This is a genomic window from Bradyrhizobium sp. LB13.1 (assembly GCF_054056815.1).
Genome location: NZ_JBSRYQ010000001.1, coordinates 3523028 through 3549924, shown reverse-complemented (window position 1 = coordinate 3549924; position 26897 = coordinate 3523028). Strand labels below are relative to the sequence as shown.

At 63.4% G+C, this 26897-nt stretch carries 24 protein-coding genes and 2 pseudogenes; 10 read left to right on the top strand and 16 right to left on the bottom strand.

Going from position 1 to position 26897, the window contains the following annotated elements; translation table 11 throughout:
• Nucleotides 1-3: 3 nt before the first annotated feature.
• From ACVWYI_RS16610 to ACVWYI_RS16600, 3 genes and pseudogenes are all read right to left on the bottom strand, one after another.
• Nucleotides 4-1902: a potassium transporter Kup gene (locus ACVWYI_RS16610; RefSeq protein ID WP_247345494.1), complete on the bottom strand. Its 1899-nt coding sequence runs from the start codon at nucleotides 1900-1902 to the stop codon at nucleotides 4-6.
• A 270-nt stretch (nucleotides 1903-2172) separates the two neighbouring features.
• A complete protein-coding gene (locus ACVWYI_RS16605) occupies nucleotides 2173-3000 on the bottom strand; it encodes an OmpA/MotB family protein (RefSeq protein WP_247345491.1) in 828 nt (275 codons plus the stop codon).
• A gap of 23 nt (nucleotides 3001-3023) precedes the next feature.
• Nucleotides 3024-3798: pseudogene (locus ACVWYI_RS16600) on the bottom strand (motility protein A).
• Between the two features lie 316 nt (nucleotides 3799-4114).
• On the opposite strand from ACVWYI_RS16600, the gene ACVWYI_RS16595 reads away from it, so the two are divergent.
• Nucleotides 4115-4426: a hypothetical protein gene (locus ACVWYI_RS16595; protein ID WP_247446718.1), complete on the top strand. Its 312-nt coding sequence runs from the start codon at nucleotides 4115-4117 to the stop codon at nucleotides 4424-4426.
• 18 nt (nucleotides 4427-4444) lie between these two features.
• Here the strand turns inward: ACVWYI_RS16595 and ACVWYI_RS16590 are convergent, their stop codons facing one another.
• From ACVWYI_RS16590 to ACVWYI_RS16575, 4 genes are all read right to left on the bottom strand, one after another.
• On the bottom strand, nucleotides 4445-5164 hold the full coding sequence (locus tag ACVWYI_RS16590) for an RraA family protein (RefSeq protein ID WP_456662634.1): 720 nt from the start codon (nucleotides 5162-5164) through the stop codon (nucleotides 4445-4447).
• Between the two features lie 151 nt (nucleotides 5165-5315).
• Entirely contained in the window at nucleotides 5316-6197 is an 882-nt protein-coding gene (locus ACVWYI_RS16585) for a CDP-alcohol phosphatidyltransferase family protein (protein ID WP_354046579.1), read from the bottom strand.
• Between the two features lie 86 nt (nucleotides 6198-6283).
• On the bottom strand, nucleotides 6284-6988 hold the full coding sequence (locus tag ACVWYI_RS16580; protein ID WP_346730951.1) for a phosphatidylserine decarboxylase: 705 nt from the start codon (nucleotides 6986-6988) through the stop codon (nucleotides 6284-6286).
• A gap of 77 nt (nucleotides 6989-7065) precedes the next feature.
• The gene (locus ACVWYI_RS16575; protein WP_247345477.1) at nucleotides 7066-9024 is read right to left on the bottom strand and encodes an ABCB family ABC transporter ATP-binding protein/permease; all 1959 of its coding nucleotides are present in this window, start codon (nucleotides 9022-9024) and stop codon (nucleotides 7066-7068) included.
• Between the two features lie 201 nt (nucleotides 9025-9225).
• On the opposite strand from ACVWYI_RS16575, the gene ACVWYI_RS16570 reads away from it, so the two are divergent.
• The gene (locus ACVWYI_RS16570) at nucleotides 9226-9831 is read left to right on the top strand and encodes an LOG family protein (RefSeq protein ID WP_247345475.1); all 606 of its coding nucleotides are present in this window, start codon (nucleotides 9226-9228) and stop codon (nucleotides 9829-9831) included.
• On the opposite strand, the gene ACVWYI_RS16565 is transcribed toward ACVWYI_RS16570, so the two are convergent.
• From ACVWYI_RS16565 to cysS, 4 genes are all read right to left on the bottom strand, one after another.
• Nucleotides 9828-10205 carry a VOC family protein gene (locus ACVWYI_RS16565; RefSeq protein ID WP_456662633.1) on the bottom strand — a complete coding sequence of 126 codons (378 nt, stop codon included), beginning with the start codon at nucleotides 10203-10205 and terminating at the stop codon, nucleotides 9828-9830. The genes ACVWYI_RS16570 and ACVWYI_RS16565 overlap by 4 nt on opposite strands.
• A 146-nt stretch (nucleotides 10206-10351) precedes the next feature.
• Nucleotides 10352-11950 (bottom strand): citramalate synthase, encoded by a 1599-nt coding sequence (gene cimA, locus ACVWYI_RS16560; RefSeq protein ID WP_456662632.1) that lies wholly within the window; start codon nucleotides 11948-11950, stop codon nucleotides 10352-10354.
• Nucleotides 11947-12456 carry a GNAT family N-acetyltransferase gene (locus ACVWYI_RS16555; protein WP_456662631.1) on the bottom strand — a complete coding sequence of 170 codons (510 nt, stop codon included), beginning with the start codon at nucleotides 12454-12456 and terminating at the stop codon, nucleotides 11947-11949. The genes cimA and ACVWYI_RS16555 overlap by 4 nt, the downstream gene beginning before the upstream one ends.
• Complete coding sequence (gene cysS / locus ACVWYI_RS16550) at nucleotides 12456-13850, bottom strand: cysteine--tRNA ligase (RefSeq protein WP_354103816.1); 1395 nt, start codon at nucleotides 13848-13850, stop codon at nucleotides 12456-12458. Before cysS ends, ACVWYI_RS16555 begins: the two co-directional genes overlap by 1 nt.
• A 295-nt stretch (nucleotides 13851-14145) precedes the next feature.
• On the opposite strand from cysS, the gene ACVWYI_RS16545 reads away from it, so the two are divergent.
• Nucleotides 14146-14451 carry a hypothetical protein gene (locus tag ACVWYI_RS16545; protein WP_354103817.1) on the top strand — a complete coding sequence of 102 codons (306 nt, stop codon included), beginning with the start codon at nucleotides 14146-14148 and terminating at the stop codon, nucleotides 14449-14451.
• A gap of 130 nt (nucleotides 14452-14581) precedes the next feature.
• Nucleotides 14582-15772, top strand: coding sequence for a DUF2865 domain-containing protein (locus ACVWYI_RS16540; RefSeq protein WP_456662630.1), 1191 nt, complete (start codon nucleotides 14582-14584; stop codon nucleotides 15770-15772).
• Nucleotides 15773-15823: 51 nt separating this feature from the next.
• On the opposite strand, the gene ACVWYI_RS16535 is transcribed toward ACVWYI_RS16540, so the two are convergent.
• Entirely contained in the window at nucleotides 15824-16732 is a 909-nt protein-coding gene (locus tag ACVWYI_RS16535; protein WP_456662629.1) for a DUF2189 domain-containing protein, read from the bottom strand.
• Nucleotides 16733-17296: 564 nt separating this feature from the next.
• On the opposite strand from ACVWYI_RS16535, the gene ACVWYI_RS16530 reads away from it, so the two are divergent.
• From ACVWYI_RS16530 to ACVWYI_RS16510, 5 genes are all read left to right on the top strand, one after another.
• A complete protein-coding gene (locus ACVWYI_RS16530) occupies nucleotides 17297-18130 on the top strand; it encodes a cytochrome c oxidase subunit II (RefSeq protein ID WP_247340812.1) in 834 nt (277 codons plus the stop codon).
• 78 nt (nucleotides 18131-18208) lie between these two features.
• Entirely contained in the window at nucleotides 18209-19984 is a 1776-nt protein-coding gene (locus tag ACVWYI_RS16525; protein ID WP_247340814.1) for a cbb3-type cytochrome c oxidase subunit I, read from the top strand.
• Entirely contained in the window at nucleotides 19981-20688 is a 708-nt protein-coding gene (locus ACVWYI_RS16520; protein ID WP_247446708.1) for a cytochrome c oxidase subunit 3, read from the top strand. Before ACVWYI_RS16525 ends, ACVWYI_RS16520 begins: the two co-directional genes overlap by 4 nt.
• Nucleotides 20689-20703: 15 nt before the next feature.
• A complete protein-coding gene (locus ACVWYI_RS16515) occupies nucleotides 20704-21426 on the top strand; it encodes a heme-copper oxidase subunit III family protein (protein WP_456662628.1) in 723 nt (240 codons plus the stop codon).
• 9 nt (nucleotides 21427-21435) lie between these two features.
• Nucleotides 21436-21828 (top strand): cytochrome C oxidase subunit IV family protein, encoded by a 393-nt coding sequence (locus tag ACVWYI_RS16510; RefSeq protein ID WP_354043747.1) that lies wholly within the window; start codon nucleotides 21436-21438, stop codon nucleotides 21826-21828.
• 29 nt (nucleotides 21829-21857) lie between these two features.
• Here ACVWYI_RS16510 and ACVWYI_RS16505 read toward each other — a convergent pair whose 3' ends face one another.
• The 3 genes from ACVWYI_RS16505 to ACVWYI_RS16495 form a co-directional block, all read right to left on the bottom strand.
• Nucleotides 21858-23615 carry an NAD+ synthase gene (locus ACVWYI_RS16505; protein WP_456662627.1) on the bottom strand — a complete coding sequence of 586 codons (1758 nt, stop codon included), beginning with the start codon at nucleotides 23613-23615 and terminating at the stop codon, nucleotides 21858-21860.
• Nucleotides 23616-23713: 98 nt separating this feature from the next.
• On the bottom strand, nucleotides 23714-24067 hold the full coding sequence (locus tag ACVWYI_RS16500; protein ID WP_247340819.1) for a diacylglycerol kinase: 354 nt from the start codon (nucleotides 24065-24067) through the stop codon (nucleotides 23714-23716).
• Between the two features lie 4 nt (nucleotides 24068-24071).
• Nucleotides 24072-25460, bottom strand: coding sequence for a class II 3-deoxy-7-phosphoheptulonate synthase (locus tag ACVWYI_RS16495; RefSeq protein WP_456662626.1), 1389 nt, complete (start codon nucleotides 25458-25460; stop codon nucleotides 24072-24074).
• Between the two features lie 181 nt (nucleotides 25461-25641).
• Between ACVWYI_RS16495 and ACVWYI_RS16490 the strand changes: the two are divergent.
• Nucleotides 25642-26539 (top strand): annotated as a pseudogene (locus ACVWYI_RS16490) (alpha/beta hydrolase family protein).
• A gap of 9 nt (nucleotides 26540-26548) precedes the next feature.
• On the opposite strand, the gene ACVWYI_RS16485 reads toward ACVWYI_RS16490, so the two are convergent.
• Nucleotides 26549-26812, bottom strand: a complete 264-nt coding sequence (locus ACVWYI_RS16485) for a hypothetical protein (RefSeq protein WP_247340821.1) — start codon at nucleotides 26810-26812, stop codon at nucleotides 26549-26551.
• Between the last annotated feature and the right edge of the window lie 85 nt (nucleotides 26813-26897).

Sequence of the window (26897 nt, the reverse complement as noted above, 5' to 3'; positions counted from 1 at the left end):
CGTTCAAATGGTGACTTGGGTTCCGACTTCAACCACCCGCCCGGTGGGAATCTGGAAATAGTCGGTGGCGTCGTTGGCGGACCGGCTCAGCGCGATGAATAAATGGTCCTGCCAGAGCGGCATGCCGGACTGCGCCGACGCCTTCAGCGAGCGCCGCGACACGAAGAACGACGTCGACATGATGTCGAACTGCCAGCCCTGCTTGCGCGCGATCGCGAGCGCCTTGGGCACGTTCGGCTGCTCCATGTAACCGAAGCGCAGGCGGACCTTGAAGAACTTGTCGCTGATCTTCTCCATCCGGAAACGCTCGGACAGGTCGACTCGCGGCATATGCGCGGTCTCGATCGTCAGGATCACGTTGTGCTCGTGCAGTACCTTGTTGTGCTTGAGATTGTGCAGCAGCGCGGTCGGCACGAAGGAGGGATCGCTGGTCAGGAACACCGCGGTGCCCTTGACGATATGCGGCGGCCGCTTCTCCAGGCTGCGGATCAGATCGTCCAGCGGCACCTCGATCCGGCGCGTCTTCTGGATCAGTATCCCCGACCCTCGCCGCCAGGTCCAGATTGTCCCGGCCATGGCCACGCCGAACAACAGCGGCACCCAGGCGCCTTCGAGCAGCTTCAGAAGATTCGCGCTGAAGAAGCTCAGGTCGACCACGACAAACGGCAGGATCACCACTGCGGCCGTCGCGGCGCGCCAGTTCCACAATTTCCAGATCACGATGAAACCCATGATGCCGTCGGCGACCATGGTGGTGGAGACCGCGATACCGTAGGCCGAAGCCAGATTGCTGGGGGTGTGGAACAACAACACCAGCAGCATCACACCGATCAGGAGCAGCCGGTTTACACGCGGAAGATAGATCTGGCCGGCGTGGGTTTCCGAGGTGAAGCGCACCTCGAAGCGCGGCAGGAGCCCGAGCTGCACAGCCTGATAGACCAGCGAATAGGCCCCCGTGATCACCGCCTGGCTCGCAATCACGGTCGCCGCGGTCGCAAGTCCGACCAGCGGCAGCACGAAATGCTCTGGCACCATGCGGTAGAACGAGTGCTCGATCGCGCTGGGATCGGACAGCACCAGCGCGCCCTGCCCGAAATAGTTGATCAGGAGCGAGGGCAGCACGAAGAACATCCAGGCCGACTGGATCGGCTTGCGGCCGAAATGGCCGAGATCTGCATAGAGCGCCTCGCCGCCGGTCACAGCCAGGAACACGGCGCCCAGTGTCACCAGGCCGATCGTGCCATGCGACAGCAGGAATTGCAGCGCGTAATAGGGATTGATGGCAGCAAGCACCGACGGGTCGTCGGCGATGTGAATGATGCCGAGTACGGCAAGAACGGTGAACCAGATCACCATCACGGGGCCAAAGGCCGAGGCCACCAGTGCCGTCCCCTTGCTCTGGACAGCGAACAGCAGCGCCAGGATGAAGACAGTGAGCGGCACGACGTAGTGTTCAAACGCAGGCGTTGCGAGCTTCAGGCCCTCGACCGCCGACAGCACCGAGATTGCCGGCGTGATCATGGAATCGCCGATGAACATGGAAGCGCCGACCACGCCGAGCGCCATCAGGAACCAGCTCCGCCGCCCGAGCGCGCGCTGGCCGAGCGCCATCAGCGAAAGCGTGCCACCCTCCCCGTTGTTGTCAGCGCGCAGCAGCAGCAGCACGTATTTGGCGGTGACGACGATCAGCAGCGCCCAGAGGATCAGCGAGAGCACGCCGAGCACCATGACCCGCGAGACCGGCGCGCCATGGGCCGCGCCCCGTACCGCCTCGTGAAATGCATAAAGCGGCGAGGTACCGATATCGCCGAAGACGACGCCGATGCTCCCGAGCGTCAGGCCCCAGAATCCCGAGGTAACTGGCGCGTCCTGGGGTTCGGTCGATGTGATGCTCGCCGTCATGAGAGACTAGAAACGCTTCTTCCCGAGAAATGATCCGGCGCCTTTTGACGGTTCCGGCGCGCTTGTCAAACGACACGCCACCTTAGCAGGCGCGGAGCCGAATGCTGTGACGGCGCAGCAACGGTCGTCGACGCGCGACGACATGCCTCAGGTAAGATCGTAGCGCAAGGGCTTGGAGCCTTTCCGTTTCAATTGCACCGGAACCGGCTCCAAATTCTGATTTCGACGCGTTTTCTTCGCGCGACCGGCGTCCCTTCGCTTGAAAGCGCCCTACGGCTTCAAATTCGGCGGCAGCGGCGGATCTTCGCGCATCAGGGTGATGGTCACCCGCCGGTTGGCCGCGAGCGAGGGATCGTCCGGAAACAGCGGCTGGGTGTCAGCCTTGCCGGCGACGGCGAAGACGTGCGCCGGCGGCAAGCCCTCGCGTTCGAGGATCTGGCGCACGGCATTGGCGCGGTCGGCTGAAAGGTCGAAGGCGCCGTAGTCGCTGCGGGTCGGCACGAATCCAGCCGCGGTATGGCCGGCGATGGAGACGCGCAGCGGCGTCGCCTTGAGCGGGACAGCGAGCTTCTCGATCAGCCGGCGGGTGCGGTCATAGGGCACCTTGGAGCCGTCGGCGAACATCGAGCGGCCGTCCTGATCCACGATCTCGAGGTTGAGGCCCTGCTTGGTCTCTTCGAACATGATGTGCTTGGATATCTCGGTCAGTTCCGGCATGTCCTGCAAGGCTTGGCGCAGCGAAGCCGCCGCCAGCGCAAAATTGCGATCGACCTTGATCTTCGCTCCCGACGTGCGGTCATGATCCTCCTGGTCCGGCGTCGGCGTGTTGGAGGCGTCTTCAGGCTGAATGTGGTCGACGTTCTTCAGCCGCGCGCGGGTCGGCAGGCCGTCGGATTCGATGATGCCGGCGTAGCGCGCTTCGCTCTGGACGCCGAAGGCCTCGCGCATGGAGCCCGCGACGATCTTCAGCTTGTTGGAGTCCTGCGTGGAGAATGCGACCAGCATCACGAAAAACGCCAGCAGCAAGGCCATCAGATCGGCAAACGTCACGAACCAGCCATGGCCGCCATGTGCTTCTTCGCGTTTTTTCTTGGCCATGGGTCAGATCCCGACGTCCGGCGTTACGCCGGAACCGGCTCGCCTTCGGCGTGGCGGTGCTTCTCGGGAAGATAGGCCAGCAGCATTTCGCGCACCAAAGTCGGGCTCTTGGAGTCGCGGATCATCAGAATGCCGTCGATGATCAGCGTACGATTGGTTTCCTCGTCGATCAGCTTGCCATGCAGCTTGTCGGCGATCGGCAGGCAGAGCAGGTTCGCGACCAGCGCACCGTAGAGAGTTGCCAGCAGGGCGGTCGCCATGAACGGGCCGAGCTTCGAGGGATCTGACATGTTCGAAAACATTTGCACCATGCCGATCAGGGTTCCGATCATGCCGAACGCGGGCGCGCAGTCGCCGACGGCGCGGTAGATCTTGCTGCCTTCGTTCAGATGCATCAGGAAATTGTCGCGGTCGCGTTCCAAATTATCCCGAATGAAATCGAGGTCGTACCCGTCGGCGACGTAGCGAATGCCCTTGGCGAGGAAAGGCTCGTCGGTCTCGACCTTTTCCAACCCCCACCGGGCCCTGCTTGCGGGCAATCTCGGCGATGCGGGCGAGCTCGTCGACCAGATCGTGCGCCGACAGCCGGCTCATCGTGAAGGCGAACTTCATGCCGAGCGGCAGGCCGTGCATCAGCACCGAGAGCGGAAAGCGGATCATGGTCGCTGCGGCCGATCCGCCGAAGATGATGATCATCGCATGCTCGCTGATGAACATGTGCAGATCGCCGCCCAGCAACACCATCGTCGCGACGACGATAATGCCCGCCACGAGGCCGGCGCCCGTCATGATATCCATGGAAGACTCCAACGCGCACACAACAACGGCCGTCCTGGCCGATGGCGCGGCCCAACCCCGAACCGCATCGGAAACCCTAGTGAGCTGCGATTAAAGACGCGTAAAGGTTAAGTTGAGCCGGCTCGCCTGGCGGGTGCAGCGCGCTGAAAGGCGCCGGCTTGCCGACTGCCGACAGGACTTTCAACGTTTTGATAACCATAAGGGCTCTCGCGCCCCCGTCACTCAAGGCTGTGGGTGCGCGAACCCTTCGGCTGCGGCCTTGCGCCACATCGGGGGTGACGGGTCAGTTGGTATTCTGGCGCGGGCCGGCACACTCATGGCGGAAGGCATCGTAATGGTGACGCTGTTCAGTCTTCTCACCGCGCTTCCCGCAGTGCTGGCGCTCCACATGCTCAAACCCGAGCTCGTCCTGCCGGTGTTCAGCGTGCTGCTCTTTATCGAGGCGGCCTTGGCCGTGATCGCAGCGCGCTTGATCCACATCCCGGACAATGCGGAAGATATTACTCTGTGGGATTTTGCCGGCGGCTTCACCTTGATTGGCTGCGCTGCCGCAGTGTTCGGCGAGCCGGATCAGGCCGCCCTGTTCTTGACGGAACAGGGCAGCCCGCGGGCGGCGCCGCAGCCGTAGATCGTTCCAGTCCCGCCGTTAGTGGATCTCAGCAGAGCGCTTCAGCGCGGCCTTGAGCTTCTCCAGCGAGAAGTCGGGGCTGCGGGCGATCTCGAGGATCGGCGTCTCGCGGCGGCCGCAGAGCTCGGCGGCGTCGGGCAGTTTTGCGGCGATGTCGCGTGGGATCACGATGGCGCCGTGCAGATCGGCGTGGATCAGATCGTCCGATTTCACGGTCATGCCGGCGACGCGCACCTCGCCGCCAAAGCTCTCCGCATGCACCCAGGCATGCGACGGCCCGATCGAGCCGGCCAGCGCCTGGAAGCCCGGGGCCCATTGCGGAATGTCGCGGATCGAGCCGTCGGTGATGACACCGAGGCAGCCGAGCGCCTTGTGCACGTTGCTCTGCACCTCGCCCCAGAACGCGCCGTAGCCGACGTCGGGACCGTCGATGTCCTGGATCACCGAGATGCGCGGACCAAAGCCGGTGCCGACATATTCGTAATAGTCGATGCGGCGCTTCGACTGCTCTTCCGGCGGCAGCGAATTTTTCAGCACCGAGCGGATTGCAACCGTGCGAGCGTAGCCGACGATCGGCGGCAGATCGGGGAACGGGCAGACCAGTTGCTTGATGGTGTAGCCGATCAACCGGCGCTCGGGCGCCACGATCTCCATGGCATTGCAGATCGTCGGCGTGTCGTAGCGGCCCAGCGCTTCGAGGACGGAAGCGGGCAGCGGCCCGGTCGCGGTATCAGTCACGGCGTTCTCTCCCAGATTGGCGGCCGCTGTTGGCGCGGTGCCGCCGGCACTGGCGATATAGCCGAGATCCGGCCTCAACCCAACTCAGGGCGCCTCATGGCAGATATCCGAGTCTTGCTGCTCAGTCTCTTGCTGCTCAGTGTCTTGCCGCTCAGTGCAGGCTTCCGGGTCGGTCGTCCTCGTGCGGCGGCTCCGACAGGTTAGCCAGCGTCGGTGCCGACGGCGGCGACGAGACCTCGCCTCCCGACGGCGCGGTGGCTTCCAGCGCGCGCCGCTGGTCGCGATAGGATTTGTAGCCGAGCGGCAAAGCAAGGAGATACAACACCGTGCCCACCGAGAGTACGTGCCAGGGATAAGCGATCAGGATCGCGATGAAGACGACCACCGCGACGAAGGCCGGCAGCACCAGCTCGGGCGGCACGCGCATGCGCTTGGTCTTGCCGGAGAACACCGGCAGGCGCGACACCATCAGGAAGGCGATCAGCAGTGTATACGCAGCCGTCACCGCCGCAGGCAGCCGGCCGAGATCGAGGAACGCCACATAGATCGGCAGCAACACCGTGATCGCGCCCGCCGGCGCCGGCACACCGGTGAAGAAATTGGCGGCGAACGCCGGCTTGTTGGGATCGTCCATGGTGGCGTTGAAGCGCGCCAGTCGGAGGCCGCCAGAAATCGCGAACACCATCGCCGCGATCCAGCCGGCATTACCGAGCTCGTGCAGCTGCCAGAAGTACAGCATCAGGCCGGGAGCGACGCCGAAATTGACGAAGTCGGCGAGGCTGTCGAGTTCGGCGCCGAATTTGGACTGGCCCTTGATGAGGCGCGCAACGCGGCCGTCGATGCCGTCGAGCAAGGCCGCGAACACGATGGCGTAGACTGCGAGTGACATCCGCCCCTCGATCGACAGGCGGATCGAGGTCAGGCCGGCGCAGATCGCCAGCAGCGTGATGACGTTGGGCACCAGCATCCGCACCGGGATCGGGCGGAACCGCCGGCGGCGCACGTCAGGATCCTTGAAATCATAGGGCGTCATTGGCTCGTCCTCACCTTGAGGCGAGATATAGCAAGCTGCGTTCCCCTCCGCCATTGCGGCGGAAAGCCCCTGGACCGCCTTATTGGTTAATTGGAGCGATAGGCGCGGCTCGGGTCGTCCCCGGTGAGATCGGCCAGAATCGTCTCACCGGCGATCGCCGTCTGCCCTTCCGAGACCAGCGCCTTGGTGCCCACCGGCAGGTAGACATCGAGCCGCGAGCCGAAGCGGATCAGGCCGAAGCGCTCACCGGCGCCGATCGCCTGCCCCTCTTTGACGAAGCAGACGATGCGCTTGGCGACAAGCCCTGCGATCTGGATCACGCCGATCCGCGCCGTCGGCGTCGTGATCACCAGCGAGTTGCGCTCATTGTCCTCGCTCGCCTTGTCCAGCTCGGCATTGATGAACAGGCCGGGCCGATAGGCGATACGGTCCACCCTGCCCGTGATCGGACTGCGGTTCACGTGGCAGTTGAACACGCTCATGAACACCGAGACGCGCGGCAGTGGCCGGTCGCCGAGCCCGAGCTCGGCCGGCGGCAGCGCCATGGTGATCATCGAGACGCGGCCGTCGGCCGGCGACACCACGAGCCCCTCGCGGACGGGGGTCACGCGCACGGGGTCGCGGAAGAACAGCGCGCACCACACGGTCAGGATAGTGCCGATCCACCCCAAAGGCGACCACAGCCAGAACAGGATGAGGCTTGCCAGTGCAAAGCCCCCGATGAAGGGATAGCCCTCCTTGTGGATCGGCGGGATCTGACGCTGGATCGAATCGAGAATGGACATCGCTATCTGCCGCTCAGGGTTGATGGCGCAGGTCGTCCCGCGCGGTGGTGTTGTTTAGGCCAGAGTAGGGACCGGAGACAAGGTCACTCCGCCGCCGCAGGCGTCGTCAGGACATCCTGGACCGACGGCGGCTCCCGGTTGGGCGCCTCGCCGGAGTCGGCCATCCGGGCCAGTTTCTCGCGCGCCGCCTCGGCCTCGCGCTGCCTGTTCCACATGCTGGCGTAAAGGCCCCCCTCCGCGAGCAGTTTTGCGTGGGTGCCGCGCTCGGCGATGCGGCCCTGGTCCAGCACAATGATCTCGTCGGCGCCGACGATGGTCGAGAGCCGATGGGCAATCACCAGCGATGTGCGGTTCTTCGCCACGCGCTCGAGCGCGCCCTGGATCTCGTGCTCGGTGTGGGTGTCCAGCGCCGAGGTGGCCTCGTCCAGCACCAGGATCGGCGGCGCCTTCAAGACAGTGCGCGCGATCGCGACGCGCTGTTTTTCGCCCCCGGATAGTTTCAGGCCGCGTTCGCCGACCTGGGTCTCGTAGCCCATCGGCGACATGCGGATGAAATGGTCGATCTGCGCCAGCCGCGCCGCTTCTTCCACCTCGGCATCGCTGGCGTCCCAGCGGCCGTAGCGAATGTTGTAGCGGATGGTGTCGTTGAACAGCACGGTGTCCTGCGGCACCATGCCGATGGAGGCGCGCAGCGAGGCCTGCGTGACCTCGCGGATGTCCTGGCCGTCGATCAGGATCTTGCCGCCGGAGATGTCATAGAGGCGAAACAGAAGCCGCGACATGGTCGACTTGCCCGCGCCGGACGGGCCGACGATCGCGACCGTCTTGCCGGCCGGCACCTCGAAGCTGATGCCCTTGAGGATCGGCCGGGCCGGCTCATAGGAAAAGCGCACGTCCTCGAAGCGCACCGTGCCGGCCGAGACCACCAGCGGCTTCGCGTCGGGCGCGTCCTTGATCTCGGCCTCGCGTCCCAGCACGTTGAACATCTTCTCGATGTCGATGATCGCCTGCTTGATCTCGCGATAGACCATGCCCATGAAGTTCAGCGGCTGGTAAAGCTGGATCATCATGGCGTTGACCAGCACGAAATCGCCGACCGTGTTGGTGCCGTTGCGCACGCCGATCGCGCACATCAGCATGGTCGCGGTCAGCCCCAGCGTGAAGATCACGGCCTGGCCGGTGTTGAGCACCGCAAGCGAGGTATAGGCCTGAACGCTCGACTCCTCGTAGCGTGCGACCGACTTGTCATAGCGCTGCGCTTCGCGGGTCTCGGCGCTGAAATACTTCACGGTCTCGTAGTTGAGCAGCGAGTCGATCGCCTTGGTGTTTGCCTCGGTGTCGGAATCGTTCATCTTGCGGCGGATGCCGATCCGCCACTCGGTGGCGATGTAGGTATAGTACATGTAGACGGTTACCGTGATCAGGGTTGCGACCACGTAGCGCCAGTCGAACTGCCAGAGCAGCACGGCCATCAGGAGCGAGACCTCGACGATGGTCGGGATCAGCTGCAGGATCACCATGCGCACGATGACTTCGATGCCCTCGCGGCCACGCTCGAGTACGCGCGTCAGACCGCCGGTCTTGCGCTCGAGATGAAAGCGCAGCGAGAGTTCATGCATGTGAATGAAGGTGATGGTGGCGAGCTTACGCACCGCGTGCATGGCAACGCGCGCGAAAATGCCGTCGCGCCATTGCGTCAGCACCGCCATCACGATGCGCATCGCGCCGTAGCTGGCGGTCAGCAGCAATGGCGAGGCGATCACCCAGAGGTGCCAATTGTCCGCCTGCACCGGCGCGGTGTTGGCCCCTGTCAGCGCGTCGGTCGCCCATTTGAAGCTGAAAGGAACCGTCAGCGTGATCAGCTTGGCCGCGAGCAGCAGCACCATCGACCAGACCACGCGCATCTTCAGGTCGAAGCGGTCGCCGGGCCAGATATAGGGCCACAGATGCGCCAGCGTGCCCATCAGCGTGGCCCGCTCCAATGGTCCCACGGCGGGAGGATCAGGAACGTCGGCGCCGTCGAACGATTGAGCTTGGTCCATCAAAAAGCCTGAAAGGCCCGCCGGATGCGGGCACGGTACGATTTGCGATTTTCGTTCGTCATATAGAGCCTTCCCGATGCCAGCGCACCCCGCCAGATGGCGAATCTCCGATCGTTTTCCGCCATTTACCGGTAGATTTCCGGACGCCCCGAATCACCGATGGGGCTTGACGCCTCTTCGCTGCAATGCATCATGGCACCAATGAGCACGATCAAAACCGTCTGTGTCTATTGCGGCTCCGGCCCCGGAACCAATCCCCGTTTCACCGAAGGCGCCAAGGCGTTCGGCAAGTCCCTCGCCGAGAACAACATCCGCCTGGTCTATGGCGGCGGTTCGCTCGGCCTGATGGGCTCGGTCGCGACCTCCGTGCTCGATCACGGCGGCACGGTCACCGGCATCATCCCCGACTTCCTGCGGATGCGCGAGAACGCGCTGACGCGTGTGCAGGAGATGATCGTCACTCCCGACATGCACGAGCGCAAGCGGCTGATGTTCGAACGCTCCGACGCCTTCGTGGCGCTGCCGGGCGGCGTCGGCACGCTGGAGGAGTTGGTCGAGCAATTGACCTGGAAGCAGCTCGGCCGTCACGCCAAGCCGGTGCTGCTCGCCAACATCGACAATTTCTGGGAGCCGCTGTTCTCGCTGCTGTCGCACATGCGCCAGACCGAGTTCATCCGCGCCGGCCTTTCGGTCGATATCCTCAAGGCTGATCGGATCGAAGAGATTTTGCCGAAGCTGAAGGCGGCTGCGGCACAGATCGACGAAGCGGAAAAGAAGCTCGCTCCCGAAGTGGCGCGCAAGCTTTAGTCCGCAGGAAACGTCACCGCCTCGATCCGATTGCCGTCCGGATCGATGACGAAGGCCGCGTAATAGCGCACGCGGTCGTGCGGGCGGATACCAGGCGCACCGTCGGATGCACCGCCGGCGGACAGCGCTGCAGCGTGAAATGCATTGACCTCGGCGGTCGTCTTGGCCCGCAGGCAGATGTGCACGCCGCTCTCTGGCGTGACGTGCGTCATTCCCTCGCGCAGATTGATCCAGAATTCGGGATAGGCCTTGCCGAAGCCGATCGTCCGCGGTCGCGTGACGAGGCGCGTGAGCCCGAGGGTCGCGAGCGTCGATTCGTAGAATGTAGCGGAACGTTCGAGGTTGCTCACGCCGACGGAGATGTGGTCGATCATGGGTCGCGCTCCCCTCTCTCCTCGTCATTGCGAGCGAAGCGAAGCAATCCAGACCGGCTCTGCGGAAGCAGTCTGGATTGCTTCGTCGCTTCGCTCCTCGCAATGACGACGTTTTATGGCGCCGCCATAGCTCACCTCACTATCCCCTACGCCGGCGCCCCCGTCTTCACCAGCTTGTAGATCACCGAATCCATCAGCGCCTGGAACGAGGCGTCGATGATGTTCGGGGACACGCCGACCGTGGTCCAGCTGTCGCCGTTCTCGTCCTCGCTCTCGATCAGCACGCGCGTGACCGCGCCTGTGCCGCCGTTGAGGATACGCACGCGGTAGTCGATCAGCGTCAAACCCTCGATGTATTTCTGGTACTTGCCGAGATCCTTGCGCAGCGCAACGTCGAGCGCATTGACGGGGCCGTTGCCTTCAGCCGCCGAGATCAAATGCTCGCCGGCGACGTCGACCTTCACGACAGCGAGCGCCACGGTGACGCGCTCGCCGTGCGAATTGTAGCGCTGCTCGACATTGACGTCGAACTGCTCGACCTCGAAATAATGGGGCACCTTGCCGAGCGTGCGGCGCGCCAAAAGCTCGAACGAGGCGTTGGCGGATTCATAGGCATAGCCTTGCGCCTCGCGCTCCTTCAGTTCCTCGACCAGCCGCGTCAGCTTCGGATCGCTCTTCTCGTAAGCGATGCCAGCGCGGTCGAGCTCGGCGATGACATTGGAGCGGCCGGCCTGGTCCGACACCAGCACCTTGCGGTGGTTGCCGACCAATTCAGGCAGGACGTGCTCATAGGTCTGCGGATCCTTCAGCACGGCGGAGGCATGGATGCCGGTCTTGGTGACGAAGGCGCTCTCGCCGACATAGGCCGCATGCCGGTTCGGCACGCGGTTGAGCATGTCGTCGAGCGTGCGCGAGACTTTGACCAGGGTCGCGAGCTTCTCGGACGTGACGCCGATCTCGAAGGCGTCGGCAAATTCATGCTTCAGCTTCAAGGTCGGGATCAGTGAGCAGAGATTGGCGTTGCCGCAGCGCTCGCCAAGGCCGTTCAGCGTGCCCTGGATCTGCCGCGCACCGGCGCGCACCGCGGCGAGCGAATTCGCCACCGCCTGCTCGGTGTCGTTATGGGCGTGGATGCCGAGATGATCGCCGGGGATGTGCTTTGCCACCTCGGTGACGATGGCCTCGATCTCGTTCGGCATGGTGCCGCCGTTGGTGTCGCATAGCACCACCCAGCGCGCGCCGGCCTCATAGGCAGCCTTGGCGCAGGCGAGCGCGAAGCTAGAATCTTCCTTAAAGCCGTCGAAAAAATGCTCGCAGTCGAGCATGACCTCGCGGCCGGCGGCCTTGGCCGCCCCGACGCTGTCGCGGATCGAGGCGAGATTTTCCTCCTTCGTCGTCTCCAGCGCGACACGCACCTGATAGCCTGAGGCCTTCGCCACGAAGCAGATCGCGTCCGCCTTCGCCTCCAGTAGCCCAGCGACGCCGGGATCGTTGGAGACCGAGCGCCCTGCCCGGCGCGTCATGCCGAAGGCGGTGAATCGCGCATGCGCGAGCTTCGGCTTGGTGCCGAAAAACTCGGTGTCGGTCGGATTGGCACCGGGATAGCCGCCCTCGACATAGTCGATGCCGAGATCATCGAGCATCGCCGCGATGACTTGCTTGTCCTTCAGCGTGAAATCGACGCCATTGGTCTGCGCGCCGTCGCGCAGCGTGGTGTCGAAAAGATAGAGGCGCTCCTTGCTCATTGCAGTGCTCCCGACGCGGGTCCGGTGCCGAGCGTCTTCTGCATGGTGGTGTTGGCGAGCCACTCGTCGTTGATGGTGATGCTGTTGCGCTGCATGGCGACATAGCCGCGCTTGGCAAAAAAGCCCTGCGCGTTGTCGCTGGCGTCGACCGTCAGCTTGTCCGCGCCGCGGCCGCCGGCAAGCTTTTCCAGCGCATCGACGAGTATCGTCGCCAGGCCCTGCCCGGCCACGGCCGGATGCACATAGAGCATGTGGATATGATCCTTGCCGCGCAGCGACGCGAAGCCCACCGGCGATCCCTCCAGCGTTGCGATCAGCGTCAGGTCGGAGGCGAGCCGGTTGCCGAATTCTTCGTCCTCCGCCGCTGCCATCCAGGCTTGCTGCTGCGCTTCGCTGTAGTCGTCGCCGGTCAGCTCCTCGATGCTTGCTATGAAGATCGCGGCGAGAACCGGCACGTCCTCCAGCAGGAACGGCCGCAAGCCAGGCTTTGGAAGCGCATGTGCCATCACGCCAGCTCCCAGGTCGTCACCGGCTTGCCGTCGGCGTCCTTGCCATCCTTGAGCACCACGCCCTTGGCGACGAGCTCGTCGCGAATGCGGTCGGACTCCCTAAAGTCTTTTTGCGCACGCGCAGCCGCGCGCGCCGCGATTAAGCGGTCGATTTCGCCGGCGTCGACGCCAGTTGCCTGCTGCTTGCGGCTTTCCCATTGCGCAGCGCTCTCGGACAGGAAGCCGAGCAGACGCAGCGACCCCGCCAGGGCGCTGACATCGGTGCCACGCAGGCTGTGCAATGCCGCGATCGCGAGCGACGTGTTGAGGTCGTCGAGCAGCGGCTCGACCACGGATGCGGCCGGCTGGCCGGGCGCGACGTCGGCCGCGACGCGATACCAGTCGTCGAGCGTCCTGGCGCTCTCCTCCAGCGACTTCATGGTCCAGTCGATCGGCGAGCGGTAATGCGTCTTGAGCATATTCAGGCGCAGCACCTCGCCCGGCCAGTCCGCAAGCAGCTCGTGGATGGTGACGAAATTGCCGAGCGACTTCGACATCTTCTCGCTCTCGACCTGCAGGAAGCCGTTGTGCATCCAGTAGTTCGCCATGCGCTCTCGGTGGAAGGCGCAGCAAGTCTGCGCGATTTCGTTCTCGTGATGCGGAAACACGAGATCGATGCCGCCACCATGGATGTCGAAATGTTCACCGAGATGTTTCCAGGCCATCGCCGAGCACTCGACGTGCCAGCCCGGCCGCCCCTGCGCGGCGATGCCGGCCGGCGACGGCCATGACGGCTCGCCCGGCTTGGAGGGTTTCCACAGCACGAAATCGGTATTGCCCTTCTTGTAGGGCGCGACATCGACGCGGGCGCCGGCGACCATCTCGTCCAGCGAGCGATTGGACAGCGCGCCATAGCGCGGCAGGACGGAGTTGGCCGCGTTCATCGCCTGCGGCGAGAACAGCACATGGTCCTCGGCGACATAGGCAAAGCCGCCGGCGACCAGCCTTTCGATGATCTCGCGCATTTCGGCGACATGCTCGGTCGCGCGCGGCTCGACGCTCGGCCGCAGCGCGCCGAGCGCATCGACGTCGGCGTGAAATTGCCTGCCGGTCTGCTCGGTGACTTTCCGGATCGCTTCGTTCAGCGGCAGGCCGGGGAAATCGCGCGCGGCGCGGTCGTTGATCTTGTCGTCGACGTCGGTGATGTTGCGGACATATTTGACGTGGGCCTCGCCATGGAGATGGCGCAGCAGCCGAAACAGCACGTCGAACACGATCACGGGCCGCGCATTGCCGATATGGGCGAAGTCATAGACGGTCGGTCCGCAGACATACATGCGGACGTCCTTCGCATCGAGCGGCACGAAGGTGCGCTTTTCCCGGCTCAGCGTATCGTAGAGGCGCAATTCCATATGGATACCCGTCGGCTGTTGGCCGGGCGTCCAGTGCTCTCAATGTTTTTGAGATAAAGACGGCTCCAGCCAGCGAATCGCTAGCTAATAATCTCGCGGCAAATTGCGCAAATGGCGAGGAGACCGTTCATGCGGCGACATATGGGCCACGAAGGGCCCACGCGTCAAGGGAGCCGCGAAAATGCCGTTTTATCCCCGCATTGCGCGGCCGCCCTACGTCGATTGTTCATCATCCTTAACCATTTGAGCCCACTCTGGAGCCGGCGGTTCCGCCTTTTTGCGCCCAGGTGTTTTCATGCGATTATTGCTCGCGCTCATTTCCTGCGCCTCCATCCTTGCGGCATCCAGCGCTCTTGCCGAGACCCGCGTCTTCATCATTCCCAACCAGGCGGACGGCTACGGCGTCGACCAGTGCCTGGCCAAAAGCGAGAAATGCGGCGCACAGGTCGCGCGTACCTATTGCCAGTCACGCGATTTTGCCCAGGCTTCGGCCTATCGCCGGGTCGATCCCGACGAAATTACCGGCTCTGTCCCCAAATCCGGCGCAAACTGCTCCCATGGCCATTGCGACGAATATGTCGCAATCACCTGCCAGCGCTGAATTCGCTCGGAACTGGCGTACGTTAGGCGCAATCTTTAGCCGCTGAAACGACGTGACGATGCCGCAGGAAGCGGCTATGGGAGGGCGCGCTTCGGCCCCCCAAATCACGCGTGGCCGTGACCTCGCTAGAATGGCGGATATGCCTGAATTTTTGTCTCTCCCCCGAGCTCGCTTCCTCCTTGCCTGCACCGTGCTCCTGAGCACGGTCGTGCTTGTCACCGGCGCTTTCGCACAGGCCGGCCCGCCCGGGCCGCCGCCGCCTCAGCCCGGCCAGAACGGGCTTGGACCGAATCCGATGTGCGTGCGACTGGAGGGCCAGCTCGCCGCGCTCGATCGTAGTGGTGGCGGCGGTGACCCCGCGCGCGAAGACCAGATCCGCCGCTACCAGGAGTCCCAGGCCCGGCAGCAGGCCGAGCTCGACCGCGTCACCATGCAAGCCAAGCGCATGGGCTGCGATTCCTCCGGCTTCTTCTCGCTGTTCAGCGGCCAGTCGGCGCAATGCGGTCCGGTCAACACCCAGATCCAGCAGATGCGCGCCAATCTGGACCAGATCACCGGCAATCTCGAACGCCTGCGCGGCGGCGGTCCCGGCGGGTTCAGTCCGGAGCGCGACAACCAGCGCCGCTCGGTGCTGGCGGCGCTAGCGCAGAACAATTGCGGACCGCAATATGCCAACGCCGCGCAGTCGCAAGGCGGCAACTTCCTCAGCAATCTGTTCGGCGGCAACAACCCCAACAGTCCACAAGGCGTGCCGCCCTCCGATCTCGGCCCGCAATCAGGCACCTATCGCACCGTGTGCGTGCGCACCTGCGACGGTGCGTACTTCCCGGTCTCGTTTGCGACTGTGCCCGCGCGCTTCCCCGACGACGAGAAGACCTGCAAGGCGCTGTGCCCGGCCGCCGAAGCCGTGCTCTACACTCATCGCAATCCCGGCGAAGACATGAACTCCGCGGTCTCCACCAGCGGCCAGCCCTACACGGCGCTGCCGACCGCGTTCAAATTCCGCAGCGAGTTCAACCCGTCCTGCTCCTGCAAGGCCGCGGGCCAGACCTGGGCCGACGCGCTGAAATCGGCCGACGACAAGGCGTCGGCCGAGCAGCAGGGTGACATCATCGTCACCGAGGAGAGTGCCAAGAAGATGCAGCAGCGGCAGCTCACCAAGGGCACGCCTGCCACGGCTGCGAAGAAGGGCGCAACGCCGCCCCCGGCCACGGCCGGCACACCGGCCGCCGCACCGCCCGCCGATACTGGCACCGCTGCCACCACCGAGAACAAGCCGATCCGTTCGGTCGGACCGACCTTCATCCCACCGAAGCAATAATTCTGCACCAATCTCGAGCCCAGAGGGCCGCCGGGAGCGGCCCTCTTGCTGTTACTGCTCGCCCTCGCGGCTCCACGGGAAGAGATTGGCCGGAAAGTCCGCCGCATAGCGCCGCCCCTTCGGGGGCGGCGGCGGTTCATCAGGTGGATTCGGATTCGGCTCGACCACCCTCCGGTAAAGATGCCAAGTGGCATGACCGAGCACCGGCAGGACGACAGCGAGACCGACGAAGAGCGGCAGTGAGCCGATCACGAGCAGTGCCGCGACGACCAGCCCCCACCCCGCCATCGCAACCGGATTGGCCGCCACCGCCCGCAGGGAGGCCCGGATCGCATCGATCGCCGTCGCATGCCGATCGAGCATCAATGGAAACGATACGACGCTGACGCATAGGGCCGCGACGGCAAACAGGAAGCCGACACCGCAACCGACGATGATGAGCGACCATCCTTCCGGCGTCGTCAGCACGCGGGTTGCGAAGTCAGGAATGCTTGCGGCCGCCGCGTGACCGAAGATGGCGACATAGATCGCGTTCGCGACGCCGATCCAGGCCCCGAACAGGACGAGCAAGAGAACGCCGAGCTCGAGCATGGCGCCGAAGGACGGTGCACGCAAAACCTTGATCGCGTCCCACGCCTCGACCTCCTCGCCGCGCTCGCGGCGACGGCTGAGTTCGTAGAGACCGATCGCGGCAAAGGGCCCTATCAAGGCAAATCCGGCCGCCAGCGGAAACAGCAGCGGCAGGACCGAATGGCCGAGGACCATCCTGAACAGGACGAGACCGAGAACGGGATAAATCAGGCATACAACGACCGCGTGACTCGGCATCGCCTGGAAATCCTCCCAGCCCAGGCGCAGCACCTCTCTCAGGTCGGACAAGCCGATCTTGCGAATGGGATAAGAGACCGCCTCGCCGAACAGGTGCCGTTTTACGATGTTGTTGGAATAAAGAGTGGCCATGGACACACCCTCCTCTGCTGAAGTCGCCGCGGCGAACCGCGCGCTTTCCGGCCGCGCGCATCCGCCTTTATGTGCGGGAGACGCGATCGAGCCGAATACGGCAGTTCCAGGCTCAACGAGGAAGGAGCTTAGCCGGACAAAACCCGTCGCGACCTGCGCCCCAAGCTTAGCGCGGGCGACTCGGAATGACCAGCGCTCCCACTTGGTGAATTGTGTTTCGCATATTTGTGCGATGCATCACATCGAGAATGCAACTGGCGCTCGCCAGCTTGCACCGCGATAGGATCGTCGCGCCAGCTAAGCGCGTTGACATGCTATTGACGTCGGGTTCGCGGGGGATCATCTTAAAAACCTAGACGCCCCCAGCAGTGAGCGGTCGCGATCTTTCTCTTGAATGTCGCGACCGGTTGAATGGGCGAGACAAGAGGCGCGGCGATGGCGCATATGTCAGTATAGATGCCAGCACAACAGAAGAGTCCGCCATCGCGACCAATGTGAGCTTCGCCCTGGATTCGTATCCGCAGCCTTCGATGGCGCAGCCTTCGATGGCAAGGATGGATCAGGATGGCTGTCGCACTGATACTGCTTCTGGTCGCGATCGGCTCGGTGCTGTTTCACCTTTACAGCCCGTGGTGGTGGACGCCCATTGCCACTAACTGGAGCTACATCGACCAGACGATCAACATCACATTCTGGATCACCGGATTCGTCTTTACCGCGGTCGTTGCATTCATGGCCTATTGCGTCTTTCGCTTCCACCATAGGGAGGGAAGACAGGCAGACTACAATCCCGAAAACAAAAAGCTTGAATGGTGGCTCAGTATCGGGACCGGAATCGGCGTCGCCGCCATGCTCGCACCCGGCCTGGTCGTCTGGCACCAGTTCGTGACGGTGCCCGCAGACGCCACCGAGATCGAAGTCATGGGCCAGCAATGGCAATGGAGCTTCCGCTTGCCGGGGAAGGATGGTCGGTTGGGCACGTCCGACGTCGGCAACATCAGTCCAGACAATCCGATGGGCCTCAATCGCAGCGATCCGCATGGCCAGGACGACGTCGTGATCGAGAACGGCGACCTGCATCTTCCAACCGGCAAGCCCGTCAAGGTTCTGCTCCGCTCCGTCGATGTCCTGCACGATTTCTATGTGCCGGAGTTCCGGGCCAAGATGGACATGGTCCCAGGCATGGTCACCTATTTCTGGATAAGGCCGATCCGAACCGGGACCTTTGATGTTCTCTGCGCGGAACTATGTGGCGCCGCTCATTATCAAATGCGGGCCAAGGTGATCATCGAGGAAGAGAGCGACTATCACGCCTGGCTCGATCAGCAGAAGACGTTTGCCGAATTATCCGGCCCAAAGGCCGTCGTGAGGGCGACGTACCAATCGGGCGGCAAATAGGGAAATGCCGCTGCGAACATGGATCGGGCGCGTGAACCAACTCATCGCCCCCGAAGGAAACGACCGAGGAGGTGCTCTATGGTCGATGTTCCATATGATGGGATCACAGGCATTCCGCCTGCCGAAGTGCCTGAAGTCGAGCTCTACCATCCGAAAAGCTGGTGGACGCAGTACGTCTTTTCGCAGGACGCCAAGGTCATCGCCATCCAGTACTCACTGACAGCCTCGGCCATCGGTCTCGTGGCCCTGGTGCTGTCGTGGCTGATGCGACTGCAACTGGGATTTCCCGGCACCTTCTCCTTCATCGATGCCAACCAGTACCTCCAGTTCATCACCATGCACGGCATGATCATGGTGATCTATCTGCTTACCGCATTGTTCCTCGGAGGCTTCGGCAACTACCTGATCCCGCTGATGGTCGGAGCACGGGACATGGTCTTCCCCTATGTGAACATGCTGAGTTACTGGGTCTACCTGCTCGCGGTCCTGGTGCTGGCTTCGACCTTCTTCGTGCCCGGCGGCCCCACCGGCGCCGGCTGGACGCTGTACCCGCCGCAGGCGATTCTCTCCGGCACGCCCGGACAGGAATGGGGCATCGTCCTCATGCTGTCCTCCCTGATCCTGTTCATCATCGGCTTCACCATGGGCGGGCTGAACTACGTGGTGACCGTGCTGCAGGCGCGCACCCGCGGCATGACCTTGATGCGTCTGCCCTTGACGGTGTGGGGCATCTTCACCGCCACCGTTATGGCGCTGCTGGCATTCCCTGCGTTGTTCGTTGGCTCGGTGATGTTGCTGCTCGACCGTCTGCTGGGAACCAGCTTCTTCATGCCGTCGCTGGTCGAGATGGGCCAACTCAGCAAATATGGCGGTGGCAGCCCGCTGCTTTTCCAGCACCTGTTCTGGTTCTTCGGTCATCCCGAAGTCTACATCGTCGCTTTGCCCGCCTTTGGCATCGTCTCCGACCTGATCAGCACGCATGCGCGAAAAAACATCTTCGGCTATCGCATGATGGTCTGGGCAATCGTGGCGATTGGCGCGCTCAGCTTCGTCGTGTGGGCGCACCACATGTATGTGAGCGGCATGTACCCATATTTCGGATTCTTCTTCGCCACGACGACGCTGATCATCGCCATTCCCACCGCCATCAAGGTCTACAACTGGGTCCTGACCCTTTGGCGTGGCAACATACATCTCACGATACCGATGCTGTTCGCGCTTGGATTCATCGTCACCTTCGTGAACGGTGGGCTTACCGGTCTATTCCTCGGCAACGTCGTGGTCGATGTGCCGCTTTCGGATACCATGTTCGTCGTCGCGCATTTCCATATGGTGATGGGCGTCGCGCCGATCATGGTTGTGCTAGGGGCGATCTATCACTGGTACCCGAAGGTCACGGGGCGAATGTTGAACAACGTTCTGGGCCAGTTTCATTTCTGGGTCACGTTCCTCGGCGCCTACCTGATCTTCTTCCCCATGCACTATCTCGGGCTGCTCGGCGTTCCGCGCCGATACTTCGAGCTCGGCGAGGCGGCGTTCATTCCGCCGTCCGCCCACTCGCTCAACCAGTTTATCACCGTGGTCGCGTTGACGGTTGGCTTCGCCCAGATGGTGTTCCTGTTCAATCTGGCCTGGAGCCTGTTCGAGGGCGAGCCGTCGGGGGGTAATCCTTGGCGAGCGACGACGCTGGAATGGCAGACGCCGGAGACGCCGCCAGGGCACGGCAACTGGGGCAAGGAACTCCCGGTCGTCTATCGTTGGGCCTATGACTACAGCGTGCCGGGTGCTGCTGAGGACTTCATTCCACAGAACCAGCCGCCCACGACGGGGGCCATTCAGGGAGCTGCTCCGTGAGCGCCGTTATCCTGTTCCTGGGCGTGATCGCGGTCATCGCCGGATGGTGGCTCTCGCAGCAACGGCTGACTGCCAAACCGTGGCTGGAGGCAGGTCCGATCGATGACTTCCCAGGCACGGGCGCAATGACCTGGCCGGCAGCGAAGGTCGGACTTGGCGTATTCCTCGCCGTCGCCGGCTCGCTGTTCACACTTTTCATCAGCGCCTACTCCATGCGCATGAACATGGCGGACTGGCGGACAATGCCCGTGCCGACGGTACTGTGGTTCAACACGGGCGTGCTGGTCATAAGCAGTGTCGCATTGCAATGGGCGTACGTTGCGACGCGCCGGAACGACATCGACGGCGCCATCGTCGGTCTGCTCGCCGCTGGAGGGGCAGCGATCACGTTTCTCGCAGGACAGCTTCTGGCGTGGCAACAGCTGAACGCCGCCGGCTATTTCGTGGCGTCCAATCCGGCGAATGCCTTCTTCTACATGATCACCGCGGTGCACGGGCTGCACCTGACCGGCGGCTTGGTGGCGCTCGGCAGGACCACAGCCAAGGTATGGCACCGTAACGCCGCGACGGCCGAGATGCGCCTGAGCGTGGAGCTCTGCACCATCTACTGGCATTTCCTCCTGCTGGTCTGGGTTGTCCTGCTCGGTCTCCTGACGGGTTGGACGAACGATTTCGTCGACATCTGTCGCCAGTTGCTGAGCTAGGGAGGGTGAAAACAGATGGCTGAGACTGTGCTGACGAATACGGGGCAAGGTGCTGGGCGACTTCCGGGCTGGCAAGGCATCGCCGCGGACTGGGCTTCTGATCAGCGCGCCTTCAAAAACGTGTCCTGGGGCAAGGCCATGATGTGGATCTTCCTCCTCAGCGACACCTTCATTTTCAGCTGTTTCCTCCTGTCCTACATGACGGCACGGATGTCGACGACCGTGCCATGGCCCAACCCAAGCGAGGTCTTCGCGCTCAATCTCGGCGGCAAGGACGTCCCCCTTATCCTGATCGCCATCATGACCTTCGTCTTGATCAGCAGCAGTGGGACGATGGCGATGGCCGTCAATTTCGGCTACCGCAAGGATCGCGTCAGGACCGCAATCCTGATGCTGGTCACGGCGGCATTCGGCGCGACGTTTGTTGGCATGCAGGCCTTCGAATGGACAAAGTTGATCATGGAGGGCGTTCGCCCCTGGGGCAACCCGTGGGGCGCGGCGCAGTTCGGCTCTTGCTTTTTCATGATCACCGGATTCCACGGCACCCACGTCACGATCGGCGTGATCTTCCTGATTGCAATTGCGCGCAAGGTCTTGCGGGGCGACTTCGATGTCGAAAGGCGCGGCTTCTTCACGAGCCGGAGAGGCTATTACGAGATCGTCGAAATCACCGGCCTGTACTGGCACTTCGTCGATCTCGTGTGGGTGTTCATCTTTGCGTTTTTCTATCTTTGGTGAGGTCGGCGCATGACAAATGCCACGGTACACATGGAAGGACAGCTCCAGGCTCATGTGCATGACGCAGTCGCACCGGCGGCAGCACACGCCAAGGGCCAGCAGCACCCGATCAAACTCTACCTCGTGGTCTGGGCATGGTTGTTCGTGCTCAGCACCTGCTCCTATCTCGTCGACTATTTTGGCCTGCACGGCAGTCTGAGATGGTCGCTGATCCTGCTGTTCATGGTGTTGAAGGCCGGCCTCATCGTTGCCGTCTTCATGCATATGGCCTGGGAGCGGCTGGCCCTGGCCTATGCCATCCTGCTACCGCCGGTCGCGGTGTTGGTTTTTGTGTCGATCATGGTGCTTGAGTCCGAGTACACGCACTTGCTTCGAGTGGTGTTTTTCGCGACGCCGTTATAGGACCCGCGGGCTCGCCCAAGGCCGGGAATTCACCCCTCGAACGCGTCGATCGACGCTTTGCTCCCACGCGACACCAGCGTCTCGTCCGGGGCGGCTAGCTGCTCGCCTTTGTCGCGAAAGCGGTTGGTGATGGGATAGCGGCGGTCGCGGCCGAAATTCCTGGCCGTCACCTTGACGCCGGGCGCGGCCTGGCGGCGCTTGTATTCGGCGACGTTGAGGAGATGGTCGATGCGCACGACCGTCTCGCGGTCGAAACCGGCGGCGATGATTTTGTCGAGCGGCTCTTCGCGCTCGATGAGACGCTCGAGAATGCCATCGAGCACGTCGTAAGGCGGCAGCGAATCCTGGTCGGTCTGGTTCTCGCGCAGCTCCGCCGTCGGCGGGCGCGTGATGATATCGGGGGGAATGACCTCGCCCGCGGGCCCGAGCGCGCCATCGGGCTTCCAGACATTGCGCAAGCTGGCCAGCCGAAACACTTGCGTCTTGTAGATGTCCTTGATCGGATTGAAGCCGCCGTTCATGTCGCCATAGAGCGTGGCGTAGCCGACCGACATTTCCGACTTGTTGCCGGTGGTCATCACCATCAGCCCGGTCTTGTTCGAGATCGCCATCAGCAGCGTGCCGCGGGTGCGGGCCTGGAGATTTTCTTCGGTGATATCCGGCGGCAAATTCTTGAAGATGCCGGACAATATGGTCTCGAACCCGGTCACGGCTTCGGCGATCGGCAGCACCTCATAACGAATCCCGAGGCGGCCGGCGAGCTCGCCGGCGTCCGCGATCGAGCTTGCCGCAGTGTAGCGGTAAGGCAGCATCACGCCGTGCACCTGATCGGCGCCGAGCGCATCGACCGCGATTGCCGCGCAGAGGGCAGAGTCGATCCCGCCGGAGATACCGAGCAGCACACCGGGAAAGCCGTTCTTGGCGACGTAATCACGCAAGCCGAGCACGCAGGCTGCATAGTCGGCATAGTCGCCCTCGGGCTGCTCCGCGACAGGACCGGTGCAGCGCCAATCGTCGCCGTTTCTGGTGAAGCGCAGTGTGGTGATGCTTTCCGCGAACGCCGGCAATTGCGCCGCGAGCGAAAGATCGCCGTTGAGCGCGAAGGAAGCACCGTCGAACACCAGCTCGTCCTGGCCGCAAACCTGGTTGAGATAGACCAGCGGCAAGCCGCTCTCGGTGACGCGCGCGACCGCAACCGACAAACGCACATCGGCCTTGTCGCGGGCGTAGGGCGAGCCGTTCGGCACCAGAATGATCTCGACGCCGGTCTCGGCCAGCGTCTCGACCACGTTCTCGTAATCCTCGGACTCTTCCAGCCAGATGTCCTCGCAGATCGGCACACCGATCCGAACGCCGCGCACGGTCACCGGCCCCGCGGCGGGGCCGCGCGAAAACAGCCGCTTCTCGTCGAACACGCCGTAATTCGGCAGGTTGCATTTGAAGCGAAGCGCGGCGATACGGCCGCCATCGAGCAGCGCGCAGGCATTGTAGAGTCTGCCCTCCTCCACCCAGGGCGTGCCGACCAGCATGGCCGGGCCGCCATCAGCGGTCTCGCGCGCGAGCGCCTCGATCGCGGCGCGGCAGGCGGCCTGGAAGGAAGGCTTCTGCACGAGATCTTCCGGCGGGTAGCCGGCAATGAACAATTCCGGAAGCAGCACGAGATCGGCACCGTCGGACTTGGCCTGCGCGCGCGCGGCACGCGCCTTGGCGGCGTTGCCGTCGATGTCGCCCACGGTCGGATTGAGCTGGGCGAGCGTGACCGCGAATTCGTTGAGACGTTCGGTCATGGCCGCCGCGCTCCGATCAGAGCATGATCCGCAAAAGTGTGAAGCGGTTTTCCGAAAAGATCATGCTCAAAACAACAACCTAAAGCGCGATTAGCGCTTTAGAGGAACCCCAACCGCTCGATGATGGCGATGATCCAGAACGCGCCGGCCATCAGGAGCGCAACACCGACCGCGGCCGAGCCCATGTCCTTGACCCGGCCGATCTGTTTGTCGTGATCCATGGTCAGCCGGTCGGCAAGCTTCTCGATCGCGGTGTTAAGCAGCTCGACCACCAGCACGAACGCGACTGAACACACCAGCTCGACCGCGCGCATCGCGGTCGCGCCGACGAACCACGCCAGCGGCAGCGACAAAAGGAGCGCGACAATCTCCTCGCGGACGGCCTGCTCCGACCGGAACGCAAAGGCCAGACCGTTGCGGGAATTGACCGTGGCCTTCAAGATCCGCAGCAAGGTCTCAGAGCCCCGCTGCGGCCGGCATCGGCATGACCTTGCCGGCGCGCTCCTGCTTGAGCAGCTCCGCGATCAGGAAAGCCATGTCGATGGATTGCTCGGCATTGAGCCGGGGATCGCAGACCGTGTGATAGCGATCGTTGAGATCCTCGTCGGTGATCGCGCGGGCGCCGCCGATACACTCAGTGACATCCTGGCCGGTCATCTCCAGATGCACGCCGCCGGCGTGCGTGCCTTCTGCCGCGTGGATGGTGAAGAACGACTTCACCTCGGACAGGATGCGGTCGAAGGGGCGCGTCTTGTAACCCGACGTCGAGGTGATGGTGTTGCCGTGCATGGGATCGCACGACCAGACCACCACTTTGCCCTCGCGCTTCGCGGCGCGGATCATGTTCGGCAGGTGCTCGCCGACCTTGTCGGAGCCGAAGCGACCGATCAGCGTCAACCGGCCCGGCTCGTTGTCGGGATTGAGCACGTCGATCAGCTTCAGCAGTTCGTCGGGCTTGAGCGACGGACCGCATTTGAGCCCGATCGGGTTCTTGATGCCGCGGAAATATTCGATATGGCCGTGATCGAGCTGGCGGGTGCGGTCGCCAATCCAGATCATGTGGCCCGAGGTCGCGTACCAGTCGCCCGTGGTGGAATCGACACGGGTCATGGCCTGCTCATAGCCGAGCAGCAGCGCCTCGTGGCTGGTGTAGAAATCGGTGGCGCGCAGCTCGGGGTGAGCCTCGAGATCGAGGCCGCAGGCGCGCATGAAGTTGAGCGCGTCCGAGATGCGGTCGGCCAATTCCTTGTAGCGGCGGGACTGCGGCGAGTCCTTGAGGAAGCCGAGCATCCACTGATGCACGCTGCCGAGATTGGCGTAGCCGCCGGTCGCGAACGCGCGCAACAGGTTCAGCGTCGCCGCCGATTGCCGGTAGGCCATCAGCTGGCGCTGCGGATCAGGGACGCGCGCTGCCTTGGTGAAGGCGATGTCGTTGACGATGTCGCCGCGATAGCTCGGCAGCTCGACGCCGTCGATCTTCTCGGTCGGCGACGAGCGCGGCTTTGCAAACTGACCGGCGACGCGGCCGACCTTCACCACCGGCACGGCACCGGCATAAGTCAGCACCACCGCCATCTGGAGCAGCACGCGGAAGAAGTCGCGAATGTTGTTGGCGCCGTGTTCGGCAAAGCTCTCGGCGCAGTCGCCGCCCTGCAGCAGGAAGGCCTCACCGGCAGCGACTCGCGCCAGCGACTTCTTCAGGTTGCGCGCCTCGCCCGCGAACACCAGCGGCGGAAAGGTCGCAAGCTGCGCCTCGACGTCGGCCAGGGCCTTGGCGTCGGGATAGTCGGGCACCTGTAGCACCGGCTTGCTGCGCCAGGATTCGGGCGTCCACCGCTCGGACATCGCAATCTCTCCGTGAAGCAAAAAGTGCAACCTGATCTGTGGGTTGCGAGGGCCGCCTTATACACAGGCTAATCCCCGGCCGCCAGTTGTAAATCCATCTGGCACTGCAAACCCTTGCGGGAAAAGCCAAATTCGCATTTGCTGGGAAACGGCGAGGAAACTGGCAGGATACCTTCTGCCCATGGACGCGGCATTGGACGACGTTTTCGTTGACGAGATCAGCTTCCCGGCGACCGACGGGTATGCGCTGAGCGGCACCCTGTTCCTGCCGCGCGGCACCAAACGCCATGCCGTACTGATCAACTCTGCCACCGCCGTCCCGCGGAAAATCTATCGCGGCTTTGCCTCCTATCTCGCCCATCGCGGCTGCGCGGTCCTGACTTACGACTATCGCGGCATCGGCGACTCCCGGCTGCCGGCAATGGTCGGCTACAACCAGCCGAAATCACTGGTCGGTTTCAAGGCCTCGATGTCGGACTGGGCCGCGCTCGACGTCACCGCCGCAGTGCACTGGATGCGCGCGCGCTACAGCAACCTTCCCCTGGCCTATGTCGGCCACTCCTTCGGCGGCCAGGCGCTCGGGCTGATCGCGAACAACACGGACATCTCGCGCGCCGCGTTCGTGGCCTCGCAGGCGGCGACCTGGCGGCTCATGACGTCGCCAGAGAAATACCGCGTCTTCGCCTTCATGAATTTTGTCGGCGTGCCGCTCGTCCAACCACTCGGTTACGCACCGGGCTGGGCCGGCATCGGCGAGGATTTGCCCAAGGGCGTTTTCCTGCAATGGGCCGAGTGGGTCTCGAGCCCCCGCTATCTGTTCGATTCAAAGCTGCCGGCGCTGGAGAATTTTGCCAAAATTCAAGGGCGAGCTGCGCACACTCTGCTTCTCCGACGACCCGTGGGCGACGCGGCCCGCCGTCGAACTGCTTGCGAGCGGGTTCACCGCGATCAAGCCAGAGGTGGTGACGGTCAAACCGTCAGAGGTCAGCGCCAAGGGAATAGGCCATTTCGGCTTCTTCCGCCCCGAGCATCGCGACACGCTGTGGCGCGGCGTGGCGGAATGGATCCAGGGGGAGTGAGGCGGACACTTAACGAATGATCGTCGTCAGCGACGAGTAGCGCTTGTTCGGCTTGCCTTCGCCCGGCGCGAATTGCGCAAACGCCTCGCTGACGCGGACCGCCGGCGGCGTATCGCCGGCGAAACGAAACTCCTTCGGCTGCGGCGCGTAGAAGCTGCCGCTGTAATAGGCGTCGTCGAAGCGCGCCTCGCCGACCCCGAACAATGCGTCGCACGCGATCAGGAGCGCGTAGACTCCCGCGACCGCGACGACGACCTCCCTGAGAACTGACATGCTGGTGCCCCACCCTGTTGCAGGCAGGATGCACGCCGGTTCCAAAGCCGGGGTTTAAGGCCGCGTGGTTCTTGGCCGCAGGGTT

Coding starts and splice junctions, on each gene's coding strand:
- ACVWYI_RS16610 (WP_247345494.1), bottom strand. CDS start 1,902: ATGACGGCGAGCATCACATCGACCGAACCCCAGGACGCGCCAGTTACC.
- ACVWYI_RS16605 (WP_247345491.1), bottom strand. CDS start 3,000: ATGGCCAAGAAAAAACGCGAAGAAGCACATGGCGGCCATGGCTGGTTC.
- ACVWYI_RS16595 (WP_247446718.1), top strand. CDS start 4,115: ATGGCGGAAGGCATCGTAATGGTGACGCTGTTCAGTCTTCTCACCGCG.
- ACVWYI_RS16585 (WP_354046579.1), bottom strand. CDS start 6,197: ATGACGCCCTATGATTTCAAGGATCCTGACGTGCGCCGCCGGCGGTTC.
- ACVWYI_RS16575 (WP_247345477.1), bottom strand. CDS start 9,024: ATGGACCAAGCTCAATCGTTCGACGGCGCCGACGTTCCTGATCCTCCC.
- ACVWYI_RS16570 (WP_247345475.1), top strand. CDS start 9,226: ATGAGCACGATCAAAACCGTCTGTGTCTATTGCGGCTCCGGCCCCGGA.
- ACVWYI_RS16565 (WP_456662633.1), bottom strand. CDS start 10,205: ATGATCGACCACATCTCCGTCGGCGTGAGCAACCTCGAACGTTCCGCT.
- cimA (WP_456662632.1), bottom strand. CDS start 11,950: ATGAGCAAGGAGCGCCTCTATCTTTTCGACACCACGCTGCGCGACGGC.
- ACVWYI_RS16555 (WP_456662631.1), bottom strand. CDS start 12,456: ATGGCACATGCGCTTCCAAAGCCTGGCTTGCGGCCGTTCCTGCTGGAG.
- cysS (WP_354103816.1), bottom strand. CDS start 13,850: ATGGAATTGCGCCTCTACGATACGCTGAGCCGGGAAAAGCGCACCTTC.
- ACVWYI_RS16545 (WP_354103817.1), top strand. CDS start 14,146: ATGCGATTATTGCTCGCGCTCATTTCCTGCGCCTCCATCCTTGCGGCA.
- ACVWYI_RS16540 (WP_456662630.1), top strand. CDS start 14,582: ATGGCGGATATGCCTGAATTTTTGTCTCTCCCCCGAGCTCGCTTCCTC.
- ACVWYI_RS16535 (WP_456662629.1), bottom strand. CDS start 16,732: ATGGCCACTCTTTATTCCAACAACATCGTAAAACGGCACCTGTTCGGC.
- ACVWYI_RS16530 (WP_247340812.1), top strand. CDS start 17,297: ATGGCTGTCGCACTGATACTGCTTCTGGTCGCGATCGGCTCGGTGCTG.
- ACVWYI_RS16525 (WP_247340814.1), top strand. CDS start 18,209: ATGGTCGATGTTCCATATGATGGGATCACAGGCATTCCGCCTGCCGAA.
- ACVWYI_RS16515 (WP_456662628.1), top strand. CDS start 20,704: ATGGCTGAGACTGTGCTGACGAATACGGGGCAAGGTGCTGGGCGACTT.
- ACVWYI_RS16510 (WP_354043747.1), top strand. CDS start 21,436: ATGACAAATGCCACGGTACACATGGAAGGACAGCTCCAGGCTCATGTG.
- ACVWYI_RS16505 (WP_456662627.1), bottom strand. CDS start 23,615: ATGACCGAACGTCTCAACGAATTCGCGGTCACGCTCGCCCAGCTCAAT.
- ACVWYI_RS16495 (WP_456662626.1), bottom strand. CDS start 25,460: ATGTCCGAGCGGTGGACGCCCGAATCCTGGCGCAGCAAGCCGGTGCTA.
- ACVWYI_RS16485 (WP_247340821.1), bottom strand. CDS start 26,812: ATGTCAGTTCTCAGGGAGGTCGTCGTCGCGGTCGCGGGAGTCTACGCG.